This is a genomic window from Microbacterium sp. Root1433D1 (genome assembly GCF_001426835.1).
Classification (GTDB): domain Bacteria; phylum Actinomycetota; class Actinomycetes; order Actinomycetales; family Microbacteriaceae; genus Microbacterium; species Microbacterium maritypicum.
In genome coordinates this window covers 678330-698598 of the sequence record NZ_LMFN01000002.1, presented here as the reverse complement: position 1 = coordinate 698598, position 20269 = coordinate 678330, and the positions used below count along the sequence as shown (strand labels likewise).

At 66.9% G+C, this 20269-nt stretch carries 24 protein-coding genes; 15 read left to right on the top strand and 9 right to left on the bottom strand.

The window, feature by feature from the left end:
• The first annotated feature begins 32 nt into the window (after positions 1-32).
• Positions 33-533 (top strand): DUF2004 domain-containing protein, encoded by a 501-nt coding sequence (locus ASD13_RS09290; RefSeq protein ID WP_017830742.1) that lies wholly within the window; start codon positions 33-35, stop codon positions 531-533.
• Positions 534-557: 24 nt separating this feature from the next.
• On the opposite strand, the gene lipA is transcribed toward ASD13_RS09290, so the two are convergent.
• Positions 558-1547, bottom strand: a complete 990-nt coding sequence (gene lipA, locus ASD13_RS09285; RefSeq protein WP_055868546.1) for a lipoyl synthase — start codon at positions 1545-1547, stop codon at positions 558-560.
• Positions 1544-2197 carry a lipoyl(octanoyl) transferase LipB gene (lipB, locus tag ASD13_RS09280; RefSeq protein ID WP_055868544.1) on the bottom strand — a complete coding sequence of 218 codons (654 nt, stop codon included), beginning with the start codon at positions 2195-2197 and terminating at the stop codon, positions 1544-1546. Before lipB ends, lipA begins: the two co-directional genes overlap by 4 nt.
• 99 nt (positions 2198-2296) lie before the next feature.
• Here lipB and ASD13_RS09275 point away from each other — a divergent pair, with 99 nt between their 5' ends.
• Together ASD13_RS09275 and ffh are read left to right on the top strand one after the other, a co-directional pair.
• Positions 2297-2881 carry a TetR/AcrR family transcriptional regulator gene (locus ASD13_RS09275; RefSeq protein ID WP_017830739.1) on the top strand — a complete coding sequence of 195 codons (585 nt, stop codon included), beginning with the start codon at positions 2297-2299 and terminating at the stop codon, positions 2879-2881.
• A gap of 51 nt (positions 2882-2932) precedes the next feature.
• Positions 2933-4492, top strand: coding sequence for a signal recognition particle protein (ffh, locus tag ASD13_RS09270; protein ID WP_055868542.1), 1560 nt, complete (start codon positions 2933-2935; stop codon positions 4490-4492).
• Between the two features lie 6 nt (positions 4493-4498).
• Here the strand turns inward: ffh and ASD13_RS09265 are convergent, their stop codons facing one another.
• Positions 4499-5413 carry an EamA family transporter gene (locus tag ASD13_RS09265; RefSeq protein WP_055868540.1) on the bottom strand — a complete coding sequence of 305 codons (915 nt, stop codon included), beginning with the start codon at positions 5411-5413 and terminating at the stop codon, positions 4499-4501.
• A 78-nt stretch (positions 5414-5491) separates the two neighbouring features.
• On the opposite strand from ASD13_RS09265, the gene ASD13_RS09260 reads away from it, so the two are divergent.
• Positions 5492-6424, top strand: a complete 933-nt coding sequence (locus tag ASD13_RS09260) for a LysR family transcriptional regulator (RefSeq protein ID WP_055868538.1) — start codon at positions 5492-5494, stop codon at positions 6422-6424.
• A gap of 6 nt (positions 6425-6430) precedes the next feature.
• Here ASD13_RS09260 and glpK read toward each other — a convergent pair whose 3' ends face one another.
• The 3 genes from glpK to ASD13_RS09245 all read right to left on the bottom strand — a co-directional run bounded on the left by glpK (position 6431) and on the right by ASD13_RS09245 (position 10526).
• On the bottom strand, positions 6431-7945 hold the full coding sequence (gene glpK, locus ASD13_RS09255; protein ID WP_017830735.1) for a glycerol kinase GlpK: 1515 nt from the start codon (positions 7943-7945) through the stop codon (positions 6431-6433).
• Between the two features lie 26 nt (positions 7946-7971).
• On the bottom strand, positions 7972-8724 hold the full coding sequence (locus tag ASD13_RS09250; protein ID WP_017830734.1) for an MIP/aquaporin family protein: 753 nt from the start codon (positions 8722-8724) through the stop codon (positions 7972-7974).
• 92 nt (positions 8725-8816) lie between these two features.
• Positions 8817-10526 (bottom strand): glycerol-3-phosphate dehydrogenase/oxidase, encoded by a 1710-nt coding sequence (locus tag ASD13_RS09245; RefSeq protein WP_055868535.1) that lies wholly within the window; start codon positions 10524-10526, stop codon positions 8817-8819.
• Between the two features lie 103 nt (positions 10527-10629).
• Between ASD13_RS09245 and ASD13_RS09240 the strand changes: the two genes are divergently transcribed.
• Positions 10630-11601 (top strand): sugar-binding transcriptional regulator, encoded by a 972-nt coding sequence (locus ASD13_RS09240; protein WP_031206185.1) that lies wholly within the window; start codon positions 10630-10632, stop codon positions 11599-11601.
• 12 nt (positions 11602-11613) lie between these two features.
• Here the strand turns inward: ASD13_RS09240 and ASD13_RS09235 are convergent, their stop codons facing one another.
• On the bottom strand, positions 11614-12765 hold the full coding sequence (locus ASD13_RS09235; protein ID WP_055869166.1) for a glutamate--cysteine ligase: 1152 nt from the start codon (positions 12763-12765) through the stop codon (positions 11614-11616).
• Positions 12766-12975: 210 nt separating this feature from the next.
• On the opposite strand from ASD13_RS09235, the gene rpsP reads away from it, so the two are divergent.
• From rpsP to trmD, 4 genes are read left to right on the top strand one after another with little or no spacing between them, the layout of a single operon-like run.
• Positions 12976-13404, top strand: coding sequence for a 30S ribosomal protein S16 (rpsP, locus tag ASD13_RS09230; RefSeq protein ID WP_017830730.1), 429 nt, complete (start codon positions 12976-12978; stop codon positions 13402-13404).
• A gap of 6 nt (positions 13405-13410) precedes the next feature.
• On the top strand, positions 13411-13641 hold the full coding sequence (locus ASD13_RS09225) for an RNA-binding protein (protein ID WP_017830729.1): 231 nt from the start codon (positions 13411-13413) through the stop codon (positions 13639-13641).
• Complete coding sequence (rimM, locus tag ASD13_RS09220; protein WP_051056604.1) at positions 13625-14242, top strand: ribosome maturation factor RimM; 618 nt, start codon at positions 13625-13627, stop codon at positions 14240-14242. The genes ASD13_RS09225 and rimM overlap by 17 nt, the downstream gene beginning before the upstream one ends.
• Before the next feature lie 19 nt (positions 14243-14261).
• Entirely contained in the window at positions 14262-14981 is a 720-nt protein-coding gene (gene trmD, locus ASD13_RS09215; protein WP_055868531.1) for a tRNA (guanosine(37)-N1)-methyltransferase TrmD, read from the top strand.
• A gap of 36 nt (positions 14982-15017) precedes the next feature.
• Here trmD and ASD13_RS09210 read toward each other — a convergent pair whose 3' ends face one another.
• Positions 15018-15611 carry a histidine phosphatase family protein gene (locus ASD13_RS09210; protein WP_055868527.1) on the bottom strand — a complete coding sequence of 198 codons (594 nt, stop codon included), beginning with the start codon at positions 15609-15611 and terminating at the stop codon, positions 15018-15020.
• A 71-nt stretch (positions 15612-15682) separates the two neighbouring features.
• Between ASD13_RS09210 and ASD13_RS09205 the strand changes: the two genes are divergently transcribed.
• Entirely contained in the window at positions 15683-16408 is a 726-nt protein-coding gene (locus ASD13_RS09205; protein ID WP_055868524.1) for a class I SAM-dependent methyltransferase, read from the top strand.
• A 27-nt stretch (positions 16409-16435) separates the two neighbouring features.
• On the opposite strand, the gene map is transcribed toward ASD13_RS09205, so the two are convergent.
• Complete coding sequence (gene map, locus ASD13_RS09200; protein ID WP_055868518.1) at positions 16436-17218, bottom strand: type I methionyl aminopeptidase; 783 nt, start codon at positions 17216-17218, stop codon at positions 16436-16438.
• A 109-nt stretch (positions 17219-17327) separates the two neighbouring features.
• Here map and ASD13_RS09195 point away from each other — a divergent pair, with 109 nt between their 5' ends.
• The 5 genes from ASD13_RS09195 (at position 17328) to ASD13_RS09175 (ending at position 20231) form a co-directional block, all read left to right on the top strand.
• On the top strand, positions 17328-17816 hold the full coding sequence (locus ASD13_RS09195) for a hypothetical protein (RefSeq protein ID WP_055868516.1): 489 nt from the start codon (positions 17328-17330) through the stop codon (positions 17814-17816).
• Positions 17817-17985: 169 nt separating this feature from the next.
• On the top strand, positions 17986-18333 hold the full coding sequence (rplS, locus tag ASD13_RS09190) for a 50S ribosomal protein L19 (protein WP_017830722.1): 348 nt from the start codon (positions 17986-17988) through the stop codon (positions 18331-18333).
• Between the two features lie 117 nt (positions 18334-18450).
• On the top strand, positions 18451-19176 hold the full coding sequence (lepB, locus tag ASD13_RS09185; RefSeq protein WP_055868513.1) for a signal peptidase I: 726 nt from the start codon (positions 18451-18453) through the stop codon (positions 19174-19176).
• Positions 19173-19832, top strand: a complete 660-nt coding sequence (locus tag ASD13_RS09180) for a ribonuclease HII (RefSeq protein ID WP_055868509.1) — start codon at positions 19173-19175, stop codon at positions 19830-19832. The genes lepB and ASD13_RS09180 overlap by 4 nt, the downstream gene beginning before the upstream one ends.
• A 72-nt stretch (positions 19833-19904) precedes the next feature.
• Positions 19905-20231, top strand: coding sequence for a DUF2469 family protein (locus tag ASD13_RS09175; RefSeq protein WP_017830719.1), 327 nt, complete (start codon positions 19905-19907; stop codon positions 20229-20231).
• Positions 20232-20269: the final 38 nt, after the last annotated feature.

Sequence of the window (20269 nt, the reverse complement as noted above, 5' to 3'; positions counted from 1 at the left end):
CGCAGTGAGCACGAGGCTGGTTTCATAGCGTTATGGCGATCGAACACGACTACTTCGGACTCCTGTCCTCGGGTCCCGACGGCTCGATCTTCTGGTCGGAGACCGTGGAGCTCGGCGACCAGAGCGTCACCGTCGATCTGACCGCGCCGGATCAGGACGACGTGTCCGCCGATGCGCTCGACATCGCCGCCTCGCTCATCGCTGGCTTGGAGAGCGTCGACGACACCGCCCGGCGCGGCATGCTCGCCGAAGTCGACGACCGCACCAGTGAGGTGACCGAGTACATCCTTCAGCAGCAGGAGACGTACGGCGATGATCTTCCCGACGTCCTCGTCGACGTGTCCGGCGACGCGGCGGTCGACATCATCCGTTCCCTGCGCCTGATGAGCATGACCATCCTCGCTGATGAGCACGGAGGGTCCGAGCCCTTCGCGGTGCTCGAGTACGCCCTCGACGACAGCTCGACGGACGACGTGCTGCTGGTGAACCTCGGCTCGGACGGCAGCGTGCAGTCCGTCATGAGCGCGGACTGAGCCACACCTCGGAGCGCGTCCGGGTCAGACGGCCTGGGCGAAACCGAGGTCTGCGCTGTCCGCGATGTGCGACAGGTGGGCGGGGATCTCGCGGCCCTTCGACCGCATCGACTGCGCCCACAGACGCCCGGCCCGATACGAGGACCGCACAAGGGGACCGGCGAGGACGCCGAGGAAACCGATACGCTCCGCCTCCTCCTTGAACTCGACGAACTCCGCGGGCTTCACCCACCGCGAGACCGGGAGATGACGAGGTGAGGGGCGCAGGTACTGCGTGATCGTGATGATGTCGCATCCGGCGTCGTGCAGGTCGTTCAGCGCCTGGACGACCTCTTCCGGCTCCTCGCCCATCCCGAGGATGAGGTTCGACTTGGTGATCAGCCCCGCGTCTCGCGCCTGGGTGAGCACGTTCAGGGACCGCTCGTAGCGGAAGGCGGGACGGATGCGCTTGAAGATGCGGGGTACGGTCTCGACGTTGTGCGCGAACACCTCGGGACGGGCGTCGAAGATCTGGCCGAGGAATGCCGGATCGGCGTTGTGCTCGTTGGCGAGCAGCTCGACCCCGGTGTTCGGATTGAGCTCGTGGATCTTGCGCACCGTCTCGGCGTTGAGCCATGCACCGGTGTCTGGCAGGTCGTCGCGCGCCACGCTCGTCACGGTCGCGTAGCGCAGGTTCATGCGGACCACGCTCTCGGCGACACGACGCGGCTCATCGGTGTCGTAGTCGGCGGGCTTCCCGGTGTCGATCTGGCAGAAGTCGCACCGGCGCGTGCACTGAGAACCGCCGATGAGGAAGGTCGCCTCCCGGTCCTCCCAGCATTCGTAGATGTTCGGGCAGCCGGCCTCCTGGCACACCGTGTGCAGATCCTCGCTCTTCACGAGGGAGTGCAGGGCCGTGTACTCGGGGCCCATCTTCGCCTTGGTCTTGATCCACTCCGGTTTGCGCTCGATCGGCGTCTCGGCGTTGCGGATCTCCAGGCGCAGGAGCTTGCGCCCCTCGGGTGCGGCGGTCATGCGGTGGCTCCTGTCAGTTCAGTGGTCGCGTACTCGGCCAGGAAGGCGCGGGTGACGGCGTCGACGAGGTCGAGCGGGGAGACGGCGGAGCCGACCACCTCGCTCACCGTCGTGACCCCGGCGTCGGTGATCCCGCACGGGATGATTCCGCGAAACGCCGTCAGCGAGTTGTCGCAGTTGATGGCGAAGCCGTGCATCGTCACTCCCTGTTGCACGCGCACCCCGATCGCTGCGACCTTGTCTTCGGAGAGCGGCCGGCGCACCCAGACGCCGCTTCTGCCGTCCACTTGATAGCCGTCGACGCCGAACGGGCGCAGCACATCGATGAGCACGCGCTCGAGCCGGCGCACATGGGCGACGACATCGATGGGCTCGACGAGGCGGACGATCGGATATCCCACGAGTTGCCCGGGGCCGTGCCAGGTGATCTTGCCGCCGCGGTCCACGTCGATCACGGGAGTCCCGTCCTGTGGGCGCTCCTGCGGTTCCGTCCGCTTTCCCGCGGTGTACACCGCCTCATGCTCGAGGAGGATCAGTGTGTCCGGACGTGTACGTCCGACGACATCGGCGTGGATACGGCGCTGAAGATCCCATCCGTCGAGGTACGGTACGGGCGTCGGAGCGAATCCAGGGGTGAGGATCTCGAGCATCGCAGAACCGCTTTCCTTGAGTAAATGGACTGGGAACAACAATACCCCTCCGCACTGCCGACGGCGTCGTCGTGGTGGTCCTCGCGGTAGCGTGAGGGCATGAGTTCCCCTGGCAGGGCCGGTCGCCCCAAGGCGTCTTCGCGAGAGACGCTCGCAGAAGCTGCGTGCGAGCTCTTCCTCGAACGCGGATACGACGCCACGTCAGTCGCTGACATCACCCAGCGCGCCGGCGTCAGCCGATCCAGCTTCTTCAACTACTTCGCTTCGAAGAGCGACGTGCTGTGGTCGGGTGTCGACGAGCGCATCGGTCAGGCCATCGCTTCTCTCGAGCGGCTCGACAGGGCAGCGACCGGGGACGAGGTTCGCGACATCCTGCTGCGTGTGGTGCACGACTTCGCCCCTGATCCGCTCGCGCTCGCTCTTCGGAACGCTCGGGCGATGGGGTTGGAGGACGAGCTCGTCCGCGACACCGGACTCCGCCTCGCCCGCCTGTCCACGGCGGTGTCGCGTGCGGCGTCCGCCGCCGGGGTCGATGTCATCCGCGCCGATATCCTGGGGGCCGCTCACGCGGCGGCGGTGCTGTCATCCTTGCGGGTCTGGGCGGAACAGGGAGCCGGACGCGGCACTCCCGAGACCGTCCTCCGGGAAGCGCTGGGGACGATCCACGACCTGCCCTGGTCCTGAGTCCGCACGGCGCTGAGCAACCGGCCGCCGCTCGCGTAGAATCAGAGCACCATGGCTACATTTGGCACGCTCTCCGATCGGCTCACCGAGACCTTCCGCAATCTGCGCACGAAGGGAAAGCTCACCGCGGCCGACGTCGACGGCACCGTGCGCGAGATCCGACGCGCCCTGCTCGACGCCGACGTCGCGCTCGTGGTCGTCAAGGAATTCACGGCGAAGGTGCGCGAACGCGCCCTCGGCGACGAGGTCAACAAGGCGCTGAACCCGGCCCAGCAGGTCGTGCAGATCGTCAACGAGGAACTCGTGCAGATCCTCGGCGGAGAGCAGCGTCGTCTGCAGTTCGCGAAGACCGCGCCGACCGTGATCATGCTCGCGGGCCTGCAGGGCTCCGGTAAGACCACCTTCGCAGGCAAGCTCGCCAAGCAGCTCGAGGGTGAGGGGCACACGCCGCTGCTCGTCGCGGCTGACCTCCAGCGCCCGAACGCGGTCACCCAGCTCCAGGTCGTCGCGGAGCAGGCCGGCGCATCTGTCTACGCACCGGAGCCGGGCAACGGCGTCGGCGATCCCGTGAAGGTGTCGCGTGACGGCGTCGAGTACGCGCGACGGCAGCAGCACGACGTCGTGATCATCGACACCGCCGGCCGTCTCGGCGTCGATGCCGAGCTCATGAAGCAAGCCGCCGACATCCGCAAGGCTGTGAACCCGGATGAGGTCCTGTTCGTCATCGACGCGATGATCGGTCAGGACGCCGTGAACACCGCCAAGGCGTTCCAGGAGGGTGTCGACTTCACCGGAGTCGTGCTGTCGAAGCTCGACGGCGACGCCCGCGGTGGCGCCGCACTCTCGGTGGCCTCCGTCACCGGCCGCCCGATCATCTTCGCCTCGACGGGCGAGCGTCTCGAAGACCTCGAGCCGTTCCACCCCGACCGTATGGCGAGCCGCATCCTCGACCTCGGCGACATCCTGACCCTCATCGAGCAGGCGCAGCAGGCCTTCGATGAGGAAGAGGCCATGAAGATGGCCGAGAAGCTCGCGACCGAGGCCTTCACGCTCGAGGACTTCCTCGACCAGCTTCAGCAGATGAAGAAGATGGGCTCGATGAAGAAGATGCTCGGGATGCTCCCGGGCATGGGGCAGATGAAGCAGCAGCTCGAAGATTTCGACGAGCGTGAGATCGACCGCACCGAAGCCATCATCCGCTCGATGACGCCGGGCGAGCGACGCAACCCCAAGGTCCTGAACGGATCACGCCGTCTGCGTATCGCACGCGGTTCCGGGATGACGGTCACCGATGTCAACCAGCTCGTGCAGCGCTTCGAGCAGGCCGCGAAGATGATGAAGACCGTTGCTCGTGGCGGCACTCCCAACATCCCCGGTATGGGAGCCGTTCCCGGCATGGGGCGTCCCGGTGCATCTTCCAAGCGCGGCAAGAAGGCCAAGTCCTCCGGCGGCTCCCGCTCGGGAAACCCCGCCAAGCGCGCGGCCGAGAATGCGGGGATCGCGTCATCCGCGACGCCCACCGGTTCCGGGTTCGGTCTCGGCGGCGGAGCGGCGAAGGCTCCGAGCGAGGCGGACCTCGCGGAGATCCAGAAGCTCTTCGGCAAGAGCTGAGCTCTTTCAGCGCGGCGCTGTGAGAGACGGCGACACCGTCGCCTGCGTGCTTCGAGCGTGAGGCGGCTTCGGCCGCGAGACGAGCTGTCCCAGCACCAGAGCGCCGAGGGTGAGCACGAACCCGGTCGCCTGCAGCGGCGTGAACCGCTCGCCCGAGATCAGCACGCCCAGGACCGTCGCGACGATGGGGGAGAGCAGGGCCAGAAGGCCCGGGGCGATCACCGGCAGCTGCTGCACACCGCGGAACCACAGCGTGTAGGCGACGATCCCCCCGGCGGTGGCCAGCCACAGGTATCCGAGGGCTGCACCGCCGTCGATCGTCGCCGGCACGCCCTCGACGATCAGCGTGAGCGGCAGCAGCAACAGGCCGCCCGCGCTGAGCTGCCAACCGGCGTAGGACACGGGGCCCACCCCGATGGGACGGCCCCAGCGCTTGGTCAGGATCATCCCGACACCCGTCGCCGTGACGCCCCCGAGGGCAGCCAGGATTCCCCAGAGGTCGAGCTCGGCGGCGGGCCCCAGGACCACCAGAGCCACTCCTCCCGCGCCGACGGCCGCTGCGGCAGCGGTGAGCGGTCGGATCCGTTCGTGCAGTACCAGAGCTCCGAGTGCCAGGACGATGAGCGGCTGTGCACCGGCGACGGCGGCGGCGACGCCTCCCGGGAGTCGCTCGGCGGCGAGGAAGAGCAGCGGGAAGAAGGCGCCGATGTTGAGCGCTCCGAGTGCGAGAGACTTCCACCACCAGGAGCCGTGGGGGAGTCGACGACTGATGAGGACGGCGAGCAGCCCCGCGGGGAGTGAACGGAGGAGCCCCGCGAACAGCGGATGGCCGGCGGGAAGCAGATCTGTGGTGACCAGGTAGGTGGTTCCCCAGGCGATGGGGGCAAGTGCGGTCGACAACACCAAGGTCAGGCGGTTCATGATTCCAGCCTGCGTCCGCGACGTAGATGAGTCCAACGCATGGTTGTCACGTCATCGATGACCCCACATCATGGAAGCATGGAACTCCAGCAGCTTCGCTATGTCGTGGAAGTCGCCGACACCCTGAGCTTCACGCGAGCGGCCGAGCGGTGCTTCGTCACGCAATCGGCGTTGAGTCACCAGATCGCATCGCTGGAGCGAGAACTCGGTCGTCGATTGTTCGTCCGATCCAGCCGGAGCGTCCGCCTGAGTGAAGCAGGGGCGGCGTTCGTCGCCCACGCGCGCATCGCGCTTCGTGCCGCGGAGGAGGCGAAGGAGGACGCTGCCGCCGCCGACGGTGTCGTGGAGGGCACGCTCCGGATCGGTGTGATCCCGACGGTGACCGCCGTCGATGTGCCTGCGCTGCTCGTCACGTACCGTGCGGCGCATCCTCGGGTGCGAGTGGAATTGCAGGTCGGCAACAGCGACACCCTCACGACGAAGCTCCGCAGCGGCGAACTCGACGTGGCCCTGCTCGGTTTGCGTGAAGGGGTGCCGCCGAAAGGTGTCGCCTCACGCGTGCTCTCTCGTGAGCGCCTCGTCGTGGTGTTCCCGCCGGGGCATCCACGGGGCGGCTCGAGTGCTGTGGAACTCTCGGACCTGGCCGGGATGACCTTCGCCGACTTCCCGGCCGGCACCTCCGGCCGTGCGCAGAGCGATGGCGCCTTCCTCGCGGCGGGGCTGAGCCGTGACGTCGCGTTCGAGGCCGATTCAGCGACCCTCATCCTCGGTCTGGTCGAGGCGGGCCTGGCAGTGACCCTTCTCGCACCGGGGACCGTGGCCCGCTCTGCGGCGCACGTGGTCACAGCCCAGGTGCACGGCGGCCCGGTGCGCGTGGAGTACCTCGCTTGGGACGCTGCGGCAGCGCGTCAGGTCGCTCGAGCATTCGTCGCGGTCGTGGATGCCCTCGTGGATGCCCCCGCATACGACGAGGCGGGTCCGGAGATGAACTCCGAACCCGCCTCGCACTGAAGACGACTACTTCACGTCGTCGTCGACCCAGTCCATCGACTTCGTGATCGCCTTGCGCCACAGACGAAGCTGACGGTCGCGTTCGGCTTCCTCCATCGACGGCTCCCAGCGCTTGTCCTCCTGCCAGTTGGCAGAGAGGTCGTCCAGACCGTTCCAGAACCCGACCGCGAGTCCCGCGGCGTAGGCCGCACCGAGTGCCGTGGTCTCGGCGACGACCGGCCGAACGACCGGAACACCGAGGACATCCGCCTGGAACTGCATGAGCGCGTCGTTCGCGACCATGCCGCCGTCGACCTTGAGCTCGGTGAGGTCCACGCCGGCGTCCGCGTTCACGGCGTCCAGCACATCACGCGTCTGGAAGGCGACGGCCTCGAGCGCTGCGCGAGCGATGTGGTTCTTGTTCGCGTAGCGGGTGAGACCGACGATCGCGCCGCGGGCGTCCGGACGCCAGTACGGAGCGAACAGACCCGAGAACGCGGGCACGATGTACACGCCGCCGTTGTCCTCGACCTTCTCGGCCAGCTCCTCGACCTCGGGGGCCGACGAGATGATGCCGAGCTGGTCGCGCAGCCACTGGATCAGGGATCCGGTGACTGCGATGGAGCCCTCGAGCGCGTAGTGCGTCGGCTGGTCGCCGAGCTTGTAGCCGACGGTCGTGAGCAGCCCGTTCTTCGAGTGGACGATCTCCTCGCCCGTGTTGAAGATCAGGAAGCAGCCGGTGCCGTAGGTGTTCTTGCTCTCGCCCTTCTGGAACGCCGCCTGACCGAACGTCGCCGCCTGCTGGTCACCCAGGATGCCGGCGATCGGGGTCTCGCGCAGCAGGGAGGAGTCCTCCGCGGCACCGTAGACCTCGGAGGAGGAGCGGATCTCCGGCATCATCGAGCGCGGCACGCCGAACGCTTCGAGGATGTCGTCGCGCCACTCGAGCGTCTCGAGGTCCATGAACATCGTCCGCGAGGCGTTAGTGACGTCGGTCACGTGCACACCGCCGTCGACACCGCCGGTGAGGTTCCACAGCACCCAGCTGTCGGTGGTGCCGAAGATCAGGTCACCGGCTTCGGCCTTCTCGCGTGCGCCGTCGACGTTCTCCAGGATCCAGGCGATCTTGGTACCAGAGAAGTACGTCGCGAGCGGCAGTCCGACGACGGGCTTGAACCGCTCGACTCCACCGTCCGCAGCCAGACGGTCGACGATGTCCTGCGTGCGCGTGTCCTGCCACACGATCGCGTTGTAGGCGGGCTTTCCCGTGGTCTTGTCCCACACCACCGCGGTCTCGCGCTGGTTGGTGATGCCCACCGCCGCGATGTCGTGACGGGTGAGGTCGGCCCGGCTGAGGGCCAGACCGATGACCTCCTGGACGTTGCGCCAGATCTCGGAGGCGTCGTGCTCGACCCAGCCGGCCTTCGGCAGGATCTGCTCGTGCTCCTTCTGACCCGTCGCGATGATGCTGCCCTTCTTGTCGAAGATGATCGCGCGGCTCGAAGTCGTTCCCTGGTCGATGGCGAGGATGTAGTCAGCCATTGTGTTCTCCTTTGAATTCAGGTCGTTCAGGCGAGGTGCAGCAGGACGGGCGCTGCGGCGGCGGCGAGTGCACCACCGATGAACGGACCGACCACCGGCACCCACGAGTAGGACCAGTCGCTGGAGCCCTTGCCCTTGATCGGGAGGATCGCGTGAGCGATGCGCGGACCGAGGTCACGAGCGGGGTTGATCGCGTAGCCGGTCGGACCACCGAGAGAGGCGCCGATCGCGACCACGAGGAGCGCGACGGGAAGCGCGGTGAGCGGTCCGAGGCCTCCGGGCGTGCCGACCTCGATGTCGCCGTAGTCGGCGAACGCGAAGATCACGAAAACGAGAACGAAGGTGCCGATGATCTCGGTGACGAGGTTCCAACCGTAGGAACGGATCGCGGGGCCGGTGGAGAAGACGCCGAGCTTGTTGGCGGCCTCCGGCTCCTCATCGAAGTGCTGCTTGTACGCGAGCCATACGACAATCGCACCGAGGATCGCTCCGACGAGCTCCGCGGCCGTGGCCGTGAGGAACATGACGAAGCTGATCTTGCCAGCCAGCAGAAGGCCGATACCGACGGCCGGGTTGAGGATCGCACCGGAGTACGCGGAGACGAGCACACCGGCGAAGACCGCGAGGCCCCATCCCCAGTTGACCATCAGGAAGCCGCCGCCGAAACCCTTGTTCTTGGCGAGGGCGACGTTGGCGACGACACCACATCCGAGCAGGACCAGCATCGCTGTGCCGACCAACTCGGAGAGGAAGTAGAGACCGAGATTCACATCAGCCATGTCTTCTTTGACCTTTCTTGTGTGTCGGGGCCCCTCTGCCCCGACACGTTATGGGAGTTGCGCCGCGAGGAGGGCGGCAGTCCGAGACCCCGTCAGCCGCGGGTGCGGGACGGGATATCGAGTCCGTGTCGTTCGTTCAGCAGCTGGCGCGTCTGATCGAGCTCGGCGTCGTGGCGCGAGCGATCCCAACCGAGCATCGGCGCGAGGGCGTCGGCGATCTCGTCGAGGACCTCTGCGTTCGCGCCGCCGGTGAAGGCGATGCTGGTGCGACGGAGCACGACGTCTTCCAGGCGTGCCACCATCTCGTTCTGTACCATCCACTCGAGTTCACGCGTGGAGAGGTCGCCGCCGGCGAGCGGTGCGTCCGTGCCCTGCTCGACATACTCCCAGACCTGAGCGGCGCGGGTACCGTAGCGGGCGAGAAGCTGATCGGCGCGAGCCCCGGCTCCGGGCAGGTTCTCCTGGATCCAGATGCGCTTGGCCTTCTCGGTGCGCGGGAATTCGCGACCGCCGCCGATGGCCCGTCCAGCGGTGGAGACGGTCCTGGTGCGCTCGATGAGACCGAGCACGACGTCGGACAGCGACTCACCGAGGGCGCGGAACGTGGTCCACTTGCCGCCGACCAGGCTGACGAGAGGGACGGCGCCCTTGTCGTCGACCTCGATCCGGTAGTCACGGGAGACGAAGCCGGGAGCGGTGTCCTCGTGGCGCGGGAGCGGGCGGATGCCGGAGAACTTGTAGACGATCTGGTCACGGGCCACGGGAATCGTCGGGAACACGTGATGGATCAGGTCGAAGAAGTAGTCGACCTCCTCCTCGGTGCACACGGGGACCACGCGAGGGTCGGCGTCGATGTCGGTGGTGCCGACCAGGACGCGCCCCTTGAGCGGGTAGATGAGCACGATGCGCCCGTCGGAGTGCTCGAAGAAGATCTCGCGTCCCTGCGTCGCCTCGAGCAGCTCGGGGTGATCGAGGACGATGTGCGACCCCTTGGTGCCGCCCATGAAGCGCGTGTCGGTGCCCAGCGCATCGTTGGTCAGGTCGGTCCAGGGGCCGGAGGCGTTCACGACCACGTCGGCCTGCACGCTGAACTCCGTGCCGCTCTCGCGGTCGCGGAGCACGACCTTGTCGCCGTCACGGGCGATGGCCTCGACGTAGTTGAGGGCATGCGCTCCGGGGTGCGCCGTGCGCCCGTCCTGCAGGACGTCGAGGGCGAGCCGCTCCGGGTCGTGCATCGAGGCGTCGTAGTAGGTCGCCGTGTACTTGATCTTCGGGTCGAGCGACGGCAGCTCGGCGAGAGACTTCTTGCGGCCGAGGAAGCGATGCCGGGGAACCATCCCGCCGTCACGCGAGAAGGTGTCGTAGATGGTCAGGCCCACCTTGATCAGGAAGGCCCCGCGCTCCTGGGGCTTGCCGCTCTTGTGCGTCAGGAACCGCAGGGGAGCGGAGAGGATGCCCGAGAAGGTCGAGTAGATCGGGATCGTCGTCTGCAGCGGCTTGACGTAGTGCGGGGCGATCTTGAGAAGCCCGTTGCGCTCCTCGACCGACTCGCGCACCAGGCGGAACTCACCGTTCTCGAGGTAGCGGATGCCGCCGTGGATCATGTGGCTCGACGCGGCGGATGCCCCGGAGGCGAAGTCCCCCCGTTCGACCAGCACGACATCGACGCCCTGGAGTGCCAGGTCGCGGAAGGTGGAGATGCCGTTGATCCCACCACCGATGACGAGGACGCTGGTGCGTCCGGATTCACGGACGGCGCGGATCTCTGCGCGCTCCGCTGACGAGTGTGTCGAATCGATCATCGTCGACCCTCTCTTCCTTACTTGCCAACCAGCATCGACCTGTGTGGCATCCCGCGCAAGCCCACTGCACATATGTGCAAGGATCGGGGTGGAGGAGGATGTCATGGTCGGTGCAAGTGCGGAATCCCGCGACAGCAAGCTGATCGCGGCGCTCACCGCCGCGCAGCTCTACTACATGCAGGACAAGACGATGGAGGTCATCGCGAAGGAGCTCGGCACCTCGCGGTCCTCGGTCTCGCGTCTTCTGAGCTTCGCGCGGGAGAGCGGTCTGGTGGACATCCGGATCAATTCACCCTTGGAGCGTCTGGGCATGCTCGAGCACAGGATCCGCGATCGGCATCGCGTCGCCGCTCACGTCGTCCCGATGCCGGAGATCCTCAGCGAGGTCGAGCGGCTCGAGCGCGTCGCGCTGACAGCCGGACGTCTGCTGTCGCAGTTCGTCGACTCGAACATGGTCATCGGCGTCGCATGGGGATCGACCATCAGCGCCGTGAGTCGCGGGCTCACGCAGAAGGAGACCCACAACACCACCTTCGTGCAGCTCAACGGCGCTGGCAATACCCAGACGACGGGGGTCGAGTACTCCAGCGACATCCTGCAGCGGTTCGGCAGCGCCTTCGGCGCGCAGGTGCAGCAGTTCCCGGTTCCGGCATTCTTCGACGACCCCGCCACGCGTGAGGCGATGTGGCGGGAGCGGAGCACTCGCCGTGTTCTCGACCTGCAGGCGAAGATGGACGTCGCGGTGTTCAGCCTCGGCTCTCCCGCCGCCGAAGTACCGAGCCGGGTCTATGTCGGCGGATATCTCGGGCGCGACGACTACCGCAGCCTGCGGGAGGATCACGCGATCGGCGACGTCGCGACGGTGTTCTTCCGCTCCGACGGGTCGTGGCGGGACATCCGGGTCAACGCGAGGGCCACGGGGCCCGGTCTGGACCGTCTCCGCCGAGTTCCGCGTCGCGTGTGCGTCGTGTCCGGGATACCGAAGTTGGTCAGTCTTCGCGCGGCCCTGGCCGCGGGACTCATCACGGACGTGGTCCTGGATGAGGGTCTCGCCAGGCGCCTCGTCGAGGACTGATCACTGCACCGGCTACGGCTCCTCCGTGGAGGATTCGGGTCCTGAGCGGAACTCGCGGATCAGATGCTGTACCACCGCCGAGAGTTCGCCACCAGCCGCATCCGCGACCGCCAGCTGACGCGCATAGCTCGCCCCGCCGTCGAGGATCGTGGCGATGCCGCCGAACTCCCGACCGCAACCGAGCTCGACGGCGGTCGGGGTGAGGGCTTCGAGTGTCTCCGCGAGATGCTCGCGCACAGGGCGCTGGGTGCCGGCCGCATCGACGATCACTCTCGCCTCCAGCCCGTAGCGCGCCGCGCGCCACTTGTTCTCGCGATGGAACCAGGCGGGAAGCTCCGGAAGGGTCTTGCCCTCGTCGAGCTGGCGCGAGAAGTCCTCGACGAGGACCTGCACGAGCGCCGCGACCGAGGCGAGCTCCGGCAGCGTGGAGAGTCCGTCACACGCGCGGACCTCGATCGTCCCCCAGCGAGGTGCCGGGCGGATGTCCCAGCGCACCTCGGTGGCATCCGCCATCACGCCGGTGCGCACCATGTCGTCGAGGTATGACTCGTACTGCGACCAGTCGTGCAGGGGCCACGGGAGTCCCGCGGTCGGCAGCTGCTGGAACACCAGCGCGCGGTTGGAGGCGTAGCCGGTGCGCTCGCCCGCCCAGAACGGGCTCGAGGCGGCGAGCGATTGCAGATGGGGGAGGAACCCGGCGAGAGCGTTGATGATGGGGAACACCTTGCGCTGGTCCTCGACGCCGATGTGGACGTGGATTCCCCAGATCATCATGTTCCGCCCCCACCACTGGGTGCGCTCTATCAGGGTGTGGTACCGCGACTTGTCGGTGACCTGCTGGTCGAACCACTGCGCGAATGGATGGCTTCCCGCCGAGAGCAGCTCGACTCCTGCCGGGTCGGTCGCCGCACGCACCGCGGTGATGGCGTTCGCGATGTCGTCGACCGCATGGGCGACCGAGTCGCCGATGCCGCTCGTGACCTCGATCGTGTTCGTGAGCAGTTCGCCCGTGACCGTGTGGCGCTCATCGGCGCTCTCGGCTTCGAGGGCTGCGAGCAGTTCGGGCGCACGTCCGACGAGATCACCGGTCGCGGGATCCGCGAGCATGATCTCCCATTCGAGGCCGACGGTGGACCGGGCCGAGGAGGCGAACTCGAGCTTCACCCGCACAGTCTGGCACGGGCGAGGCGCGACACGGCAACGGTCGTTTCGCCACGTTTCGCGCCTGGCGCGCGCTTCTGGCAGAATAGAGGGTCGGACGACCTGCTCGACCCTCTATCCAGCAGGTGTCCACACTCATTTGAGCTTCCGCCGGGTGTGCACCCCACTCTCCAGGCGATCAGTTCGTTTCCTTCCACACAATTCAGGAGAATCGTGGCTGTCAAGATTCGTCTCAAGCGCCTGGGCAAGATCCGTGCGCCGTACTACCGCATCGTCGTCGCCGACTCGAAGACCAAGCGCGATGGTCGCGTGATCGAGGAGATCGGCAAGTACCACCCCACCGAGGAGCCCTCGTTCATCGAGGTCGACTCCGAGCGTGCGCAGTACTGGCTCTCCGTCGGCGCGCAGCCGACCGAGCAGGTCGCCGCCATCCTCAAGATCACGGGCGACTGGGGCAAGTTCAAGGGCGACAAGGACGCCAAGTCCACGCTCAAGGTCAAGGAGCCCAAGGTTCCGTTCGAGATCGACGCCGCCAAGAAGTCCGTCGTGAAGCCCAAGGCCGAGAAGAAGGTGGAGGCCCCCGCTGAGGAGGCTCCCGCCGCTGCCGAGGCCGACGCGGCTCCCGCCGCCGACGCAGAGTAATCCGTCGTGCTCGCCGCCGCGCTCGAACACATCGTCAAGGGGATCGTCGATCACCCGGAGGATGTCCGTATCAACGAGTCCACATCGCCGCGAGGCGACCTCCTCGAGGTGCGTGTGCACCCCGATGACCGTGGACGCGTGATCGGGCGCGGCGGCCGCACCGCGAAGGCCCTTCGCACCCTCGTCAGCGCGCTCGCTGACGGGCGTCGGGTCCGTGTCGATGTCGCGGACGACTGACGTGGTGGCGAAGGACCGCAACCAGGGCAAGAACCAGCTGCGTGTCGGGCGCCTCGTCAAGGCGCACGGACTCAAAGGCGGGCTCAAGCTCGAGCTGTACACCGACAACCCTGAGGGACGATTCGTCCCCGGTGCCGGTTTCACGTTGCAGGTGCCAGAGGCATCTCCGTGGCACGGCAAGGAGATCACGGTGCGCGAATACCGGGTCATGAACGGCAATCCCGTCGTCTTCTTCGACGACGTCGAGGATCGCGACGCCGCAGACAGCCTCGTCAGGGCGATCCTCTGGATCGACCAGGACGTCGATGAGGTCGAGGACGATGCGTGGTTCGACCACCAGCTCGTCGGCCTCGATGTCGTGCGCGACGACACCGTCGTCGGCCGGGTCGTACGCGTGGAGCACTTTCCCGCGCAGGACCTCCTCATCGTCAAGGCCGGGGAGAATGAGGTCATGGTGCCGTTCGTCTCCGCCATCGTCCCGACGGTCGACGTTCAGGCAGGGCGCGTCATCGTGACCCCGCCCCCCGGACTCTTCGAAGAGCTTCCTGATGCTGCGGACGCGGAGCCGCAGACGCCCTCGGACGCCGAAGCGGCCGAGTGAGCGCTGATACGGTTCCCCCGTGCGCATCGACGTCCTCTCCATCTTTCCGTCCTACTTCGACGGCCTGACGCTCTCCCTGCTCGGGAAGGCCCAGGAATCCGGCCTGATCGACCTCCGTGTCCGGGATCTTCGGGACTGGACCTCGGATCGGCACCGCACGGTCGACGACACCCCCTACGGCGGCGGCGCCGGCATGGTGATGAAGCCCGAGCCGTGGGGTCTCGCCCTCGATGAGATCGCCGGGTCGTCCGAGGGAGCGCCCACCGAGCGACCCACCATCATCTTCCCGTCGCCCGCTGGTGAGGTGTTCACGCAGAAGACCGCGCGAGCGTTGGCGACCCGGGAGCACCTCGTCTTCGGTTGTGGCCGTTACGAGGGCATCGACGAGCGGGTGTTCGAGTACGCCTCGGACCTGGGCGAGGTGCGACTGATCAGCCTCGGCGACTACGTCCTCAACGGGGGAGAGGTCGCGACGATGGCGATGATCGAGGCCATCGGCCGGCTCATCCCCGGGGTCGTCGGCAACCCGGAGAGCCTGGTCGAAGAGTCGCACGAAGATGGTCTTCTGGAGTACCCCTCGTACACGAAGCCCGCATCCTGGCGAGAGCGTTCCGTGCCGGATGTGCTCCTGAGCGGGAACCATGGCGCGATCGCCTCCTGGCGCCGCGAGCAGCAGATCGAGCGCACGAAGCGGCGTCGTCCCGATCTCCTGCCCGGTGACGAGACGTCCCCTGTCTGATCGAAGCCGAGAGCCGATTCCGTCACGCGGAAGGCGTCAGAGCATCCGCTCCGAGCCGCCGTCGATCTCGAAGACCACGCCGTGCGGATGCCGGAGTCCGAGGGCGTTCGATGCGTCGAGGCCCCGCAGTTCCGCCCGCAGCATCCGTCCGATCATCTCGTGGCTCACGAGCAGCGGCGCACCCTCCGAAGCCCACCCGCAGGCACTGAGTGCCTTTCGCGCCCGTGCCCTGGCCTGCGCATAGCTCTCCCCGCCGGGAAACGCCCAGCCGTAGCGATTCGCGGCCCGCTCTTCTCTCGCCGTCGGGTACGCCGCCTCGATCTCGTCCCAGGTCATGCCCGCCAGCTCCCCGTGGTCCAGCTCCGCGAGCTCGGGGACTTCGATCAGCTGCGCTCCGACCCGCTCGGCGATGATGATCGCGGTCTGCATCGCCCTGCCGAGAGGGCTGGAGCACACGGTGAGGACCCCGCGGCCCGCGAGGAGGTCCGCGATGGCATGCGACTGTGCCACGCCCTCGTCGGTGAGGGGCGAGTCGAGCTGACCCTGCAGGCGATGTTCGACGTTCCACACCGTCTGACGGTGCCGAGCGAGCAGCAGACGCTCCGGAACATGACGATCCTGCGGAATCATGGACTCAGGATGGCATACCGCGCCCCTTCCGGTCTCGCGGTGTCGCAACGCGCCGCTGATAGCGTCGAGCCATGCCTGAACAAGCGCTCGCCCGGTCGTTCGAGAGCATCGGCGACGACTACGACCGATACCGTCCCGGCTTTCCCGATGAGGCGGCAACGCTGATCGTGCCAGCCGCCGTGGATGCGGCGTTGGATCTGGGCGCAGGTACGGGCAAGTTCACCCGACTGCTCGTCGCTCGCGCACGACGCACCTACGCCGTCGAACCGTCGGAGCGCATGCTCGACGTTCTGAGGTCCACGCTCCCCGGAGTGGAGGCGTTGGTCGGCACCGCCGAGCGCATCCCTCTGGTGGATGCGTCCGTTCAGGTGGTCACCGTCGCCCAGGCCTTCCATTGGTTCGACCGGGGCCCGGCGTGTGCCGAGATCTCACGCGTGCTGGTCCCCGGAGGAACACTCGGGCTGCTGTGGAACCGCGCGGATCCGGAGTGCGCCTGGGACCGGGACTGCCATCGCATCGCGCATCCCGCCGACGCCTCGACCGACAGTGCGGACGAGGAGCTTCCCGGATTCGAGCTCGTTCTTCGAACCCAGCTCCGCTGGACGGAGCCCATCTCCCGAGAGCTTTACCTTCGCCGATGGACGACCGTCAGCAGCGTTCTCATCGCCGATGAATCGACGCGCACCCGCATGCTGGGCGACATGGAGACCGTGCTCGACGAGTCGGAGCAGACCCGTGAGCGAGACCTGTTCGACCTTCCGCACATCACCGAGATCTACGTCTACCGTCGCGCCTGAGTTCTGCGGATAGGGGAGTGGCGCAGCTCAGTCGACGCCGAGGAACGACCGATCCGTCAGGATGATCGGCCCCTCGTCCGTGATCGCGATGGTGTGCTCCGAGTGCGCTCCGCGGGAGCCGTCAGCGCTGCGCAGCGTCCATCCATCGGGGTCGGTGACGAGTTCATCGGTCGTCGCGAGGAACCAGGGCTCGAGCGCGAGAACCAGACCGGACCGCAATGGGAAGCCTCGGCCGGCGCGGCCGTCGTTGGGGACGTGGGGGTCTCCGTGCATCGTGCGTCCGACGCCGTGTCCACCGAAGTCGGTGTTGATCGAGTACCCCTCACCGTGCGCGACAGCGGCGACGGCTGCGGAGATGTCGCCGATGCGGTTGCCGACCGTGGCGGAGTCGATCGCCGCGGCCAGTGCGCGCTCGGTGGTGTCGATGAGCCGGAGGTCCTCTTCGCGCGCTGATCCGACGACGAACGACACCGCGGAGTCGGCGACCCAGCCGTCGACCGCGACCGCGAAGTCGAGGGTGACGAGGTCGCCGTCGCGCAGGGTGTAGTCATGGGGGAGCCCGTGCAGCACCGCGTCGTTGACCGAGGTGCAGATGACCTTGCCGAACGGACTCGCCCCGAAGGAGGGGTGGTAGTCGATGTAGCAGGACTCCGCTCCTGCCTTGCGGATCATGTCGTGTGCGCGGCGATCGATCGAGAGGAGATTCGTCCCGACCTTCGTCTCATCGCGCAGCGTCGCCAGCGTCTCGGCGACGAAGCGTCCTGCTGCGCGCATCTCATCGATCTCGGCAGGGGTGCGCAGTTCGATCATCGGTTGTCCTCTCGTCCTTTCCATTCTCCCTGATCCCACGCCTCGGGATCCCCGACCGCTGTCAGCGAACACCCGGACATGGGAACGGACGGCGTCGTACGATCTGAGCATGTGGTTGCGACAGGCCTTCTTCCGCTGGCTTCTTCCGGCGGCGTTCCTGCTGCCGCTGTGGCTTCTCATCGGGTGGGGCGTCTTCCAGGGAGGATGGTCGATCCTCTGGGTGCTGCTGATCGCGATGCCCTCGGTCTTCCTCGGCCAGCTTCTGCTCACCCTCCTGACGCGCTCGCGTCCCTCGGTCCGCATCGAACGGGCGGTCTCCTGGTGGGACGTCGCGGGATTCACGGTCTGGAACGGGTTGACGATCGCCGTCGGGTTCTTCATCGACGGGGCGTTCCCATGGTTGCTCACGGGTGCCATCGTCGCCGGTATCGCCCTGATCTGGTTGCAGCTGTGGCAGCTGTGGAACGAGGCGAAGGGGAGCGGAGCGCGTCTGCGAGAGACCATCACCTGGTCGACGATTCCGACGGTGGATGAGCCGGCACCGCCCACGCGTGCCCACGAGGTCATCGTGGTGCGGGAGACCGATAGTCGCGACTGACGTCGGCGTTTTGGCCGGGCGTCGCATCCATGGCAGAATGAGTGTTTGTGCTGTGACCGGTTCTGCCACAGGGGAGCCCGCGGACGCTTGAGCGCCGTACAGTTCAATCCTTTTCTTGTTCCTTTGAATACATGCATGCGACCTGTGGCGGGTGCAGAGAGAGACGATCATGCAGATCCTCGACGCCGTCGATGCGGCTTCCCTCCGTTCGGACATCCCGGACTTCTTCCCCGGCGACACCGTCAAGGTGCACGTCAACATCACCGAGGGCAGCCGCTCTCGTATCCAGGTCTTCCAGGGCGTCGTCATCGGCCGTCAGGGCGACAGCGTGCGCGAGACCTTCACGGTCCGCAAGATCAGCTTCCAGGTCGGCGTCGAGCGTACCTTCCCGGTGCACTCCCCGGTGATCGACCACATCGAGGTCGTCACCCGCGGTGACGTGCGTCGCGCGAAGCTCTACTACCTCCGCCAGCTGCGCGGCAAGAAGGCGAAGATCAAGGAGAAGCGCGACCGCTGAGTCGCAGCATCTCCACAGCACCCCGGGACACGATGTCCCGGGGTGCTTTGTTCTCCCTGCGGTGTGCGAACCTAGATACCGTCGCCGCACGACGGTGCTTGATCGTGAAGGAACCTGATGACTGAATCCCCGTCCGCGCCCACGTCCAGAAGACGTCGCGGGTTCCTGGTCTTCCTTCGTGACGTCCTGGTGATCGTCGTGATCGCCGCGCTGGTCTCCTTCGTCGTCAAGAGTTTCGTCGTCCGTTCGTTCTACATCCCCTCCGCGTCGATGGAACGCACGCTGCTGATCAACGACCGTATTTTGGTCGACGAGCTCACGCCCCGCTGGACGGATTACGAGAGGGGCGACGTCGTCGTCTTCAAGGACCCGGGCGGGTGGCTCGACGGGCAGCCGCAGACTCCTGCGCAGCCGCCGCTGGTCGAAGCCGTCGACTGGGTGCTGAATTTCGTGGGCATCTCCGCCACCGACTCGCAGGACCATCTCGTCAAACGCGTGATCGGTCTGCCCGGCGATCATGTCGTCTGCTGCAACGCGCTCGGTCAGATCACCATCAACGGCGCGCCCATCGATGAGCTCAGCTACCTCAACCTCCCGCCCGGCGACACTGCTGCCTCGAACGAGCCCTTCGACGTCGTGGTGCCCGAGGACTCGGTGTGGCTGCTCGGGGACAATCGCGACCGTTCGCGCGACGCCCGCGCGCACCAGGATCTCCCCAGCGGCGGCTTCGTCCCGATGGGGAACATCGTGGGCAAGGCGTTCCTCACGACCTGGCCGTTGGACCGGCTGGGGCCGATCGACGGTCATCACGAGATCTTCAACGGCGTTCCGGCTCCGGAATGACCGTCGTCGCGCCGAAGCTGACTCTCGAGCGCCGGCTCCTCGGCGAGTGCGAGCTGATCATCTCTCTGGACGAGGTCGGTCGGGGGGCACTCGCCGGACCGGTCGCCGTGGGAGCTGCAGTGATGGATACCGCTGGTGCTCGCCGTCGCGTGCCCGAGGGGCTGCGGGATTCCAAGCTCGTGACGGAGCTGCGCAGGCCCGAGGTCGCTGCGCGCGCGGCGGCGTGGGTGCAGGCGTCCGCTGTCGGGTGGGCGAGCGCGGCGGAGATCGATGAGGTCGGCATCATGCGGGCGCTCGGTCTCGCCGCATCGCGGGCGGTTCAGGCCGTCGCCGATCAGGGCGCGGCGCTCGACGGTGCTCTCGTCCTGCTCGACGGCAATCACGACTATCTGTCGAAGGTGCATCCCGCCCCGCTCCGGGTGCGTCCGGTGGTCAAGGCCGACCGGGACTGCGCATCGGTCTCGGCGGCATCCGTGATCGCGAAGGTCGCGCGGGACACATACATGACCGAGCTCCACGAGACGCATCCCGCGTATCAGTGGGATCGCAACAAGGGCTACGCCAGCACAGCGCATCGCGACGCGATCCGGACTGTCGGGCTCTCCCCGCACCACAGGGCATCCTGGGCGATCGCGGACGTGCCCACCCTGTTCTGAGCGGATCGCACTGTCCGTGCCCGAGCGGTCGATGACGCGCCGAGGTGCCTGCGACTCTAGGATGGAGACATCATGGATGAGGAAGCCTTCGACGACTACGACCGCGAGCTCGAGCTGGCACTGTTCCGGGAGTACCGGGATGTGGTGTCGCAGTTCCAGTACGTCGTGGAGACCGAACGCCGGTTCTACCTGGCCAACGAAGTCAATGTCGTCCGTCGGGACACCGAGCATGACTTCTACTTCGAGATCTCGATGACCGACGTCTGGGTGTGGGACATCTACCGTGCCGATCGCTTCGTCAAGGCTGTGCGCGTGCTGACGTTCAAGGACGTCAATGTCGAGGAACTGCAGCGCCGGGAGTTCGAGCTCCCGCAGGAGCTCTCCCTCGACGGCGAGTGACGGTTCCTCTCGGCCCGCCGCCTTCGCACGCCCTCCAC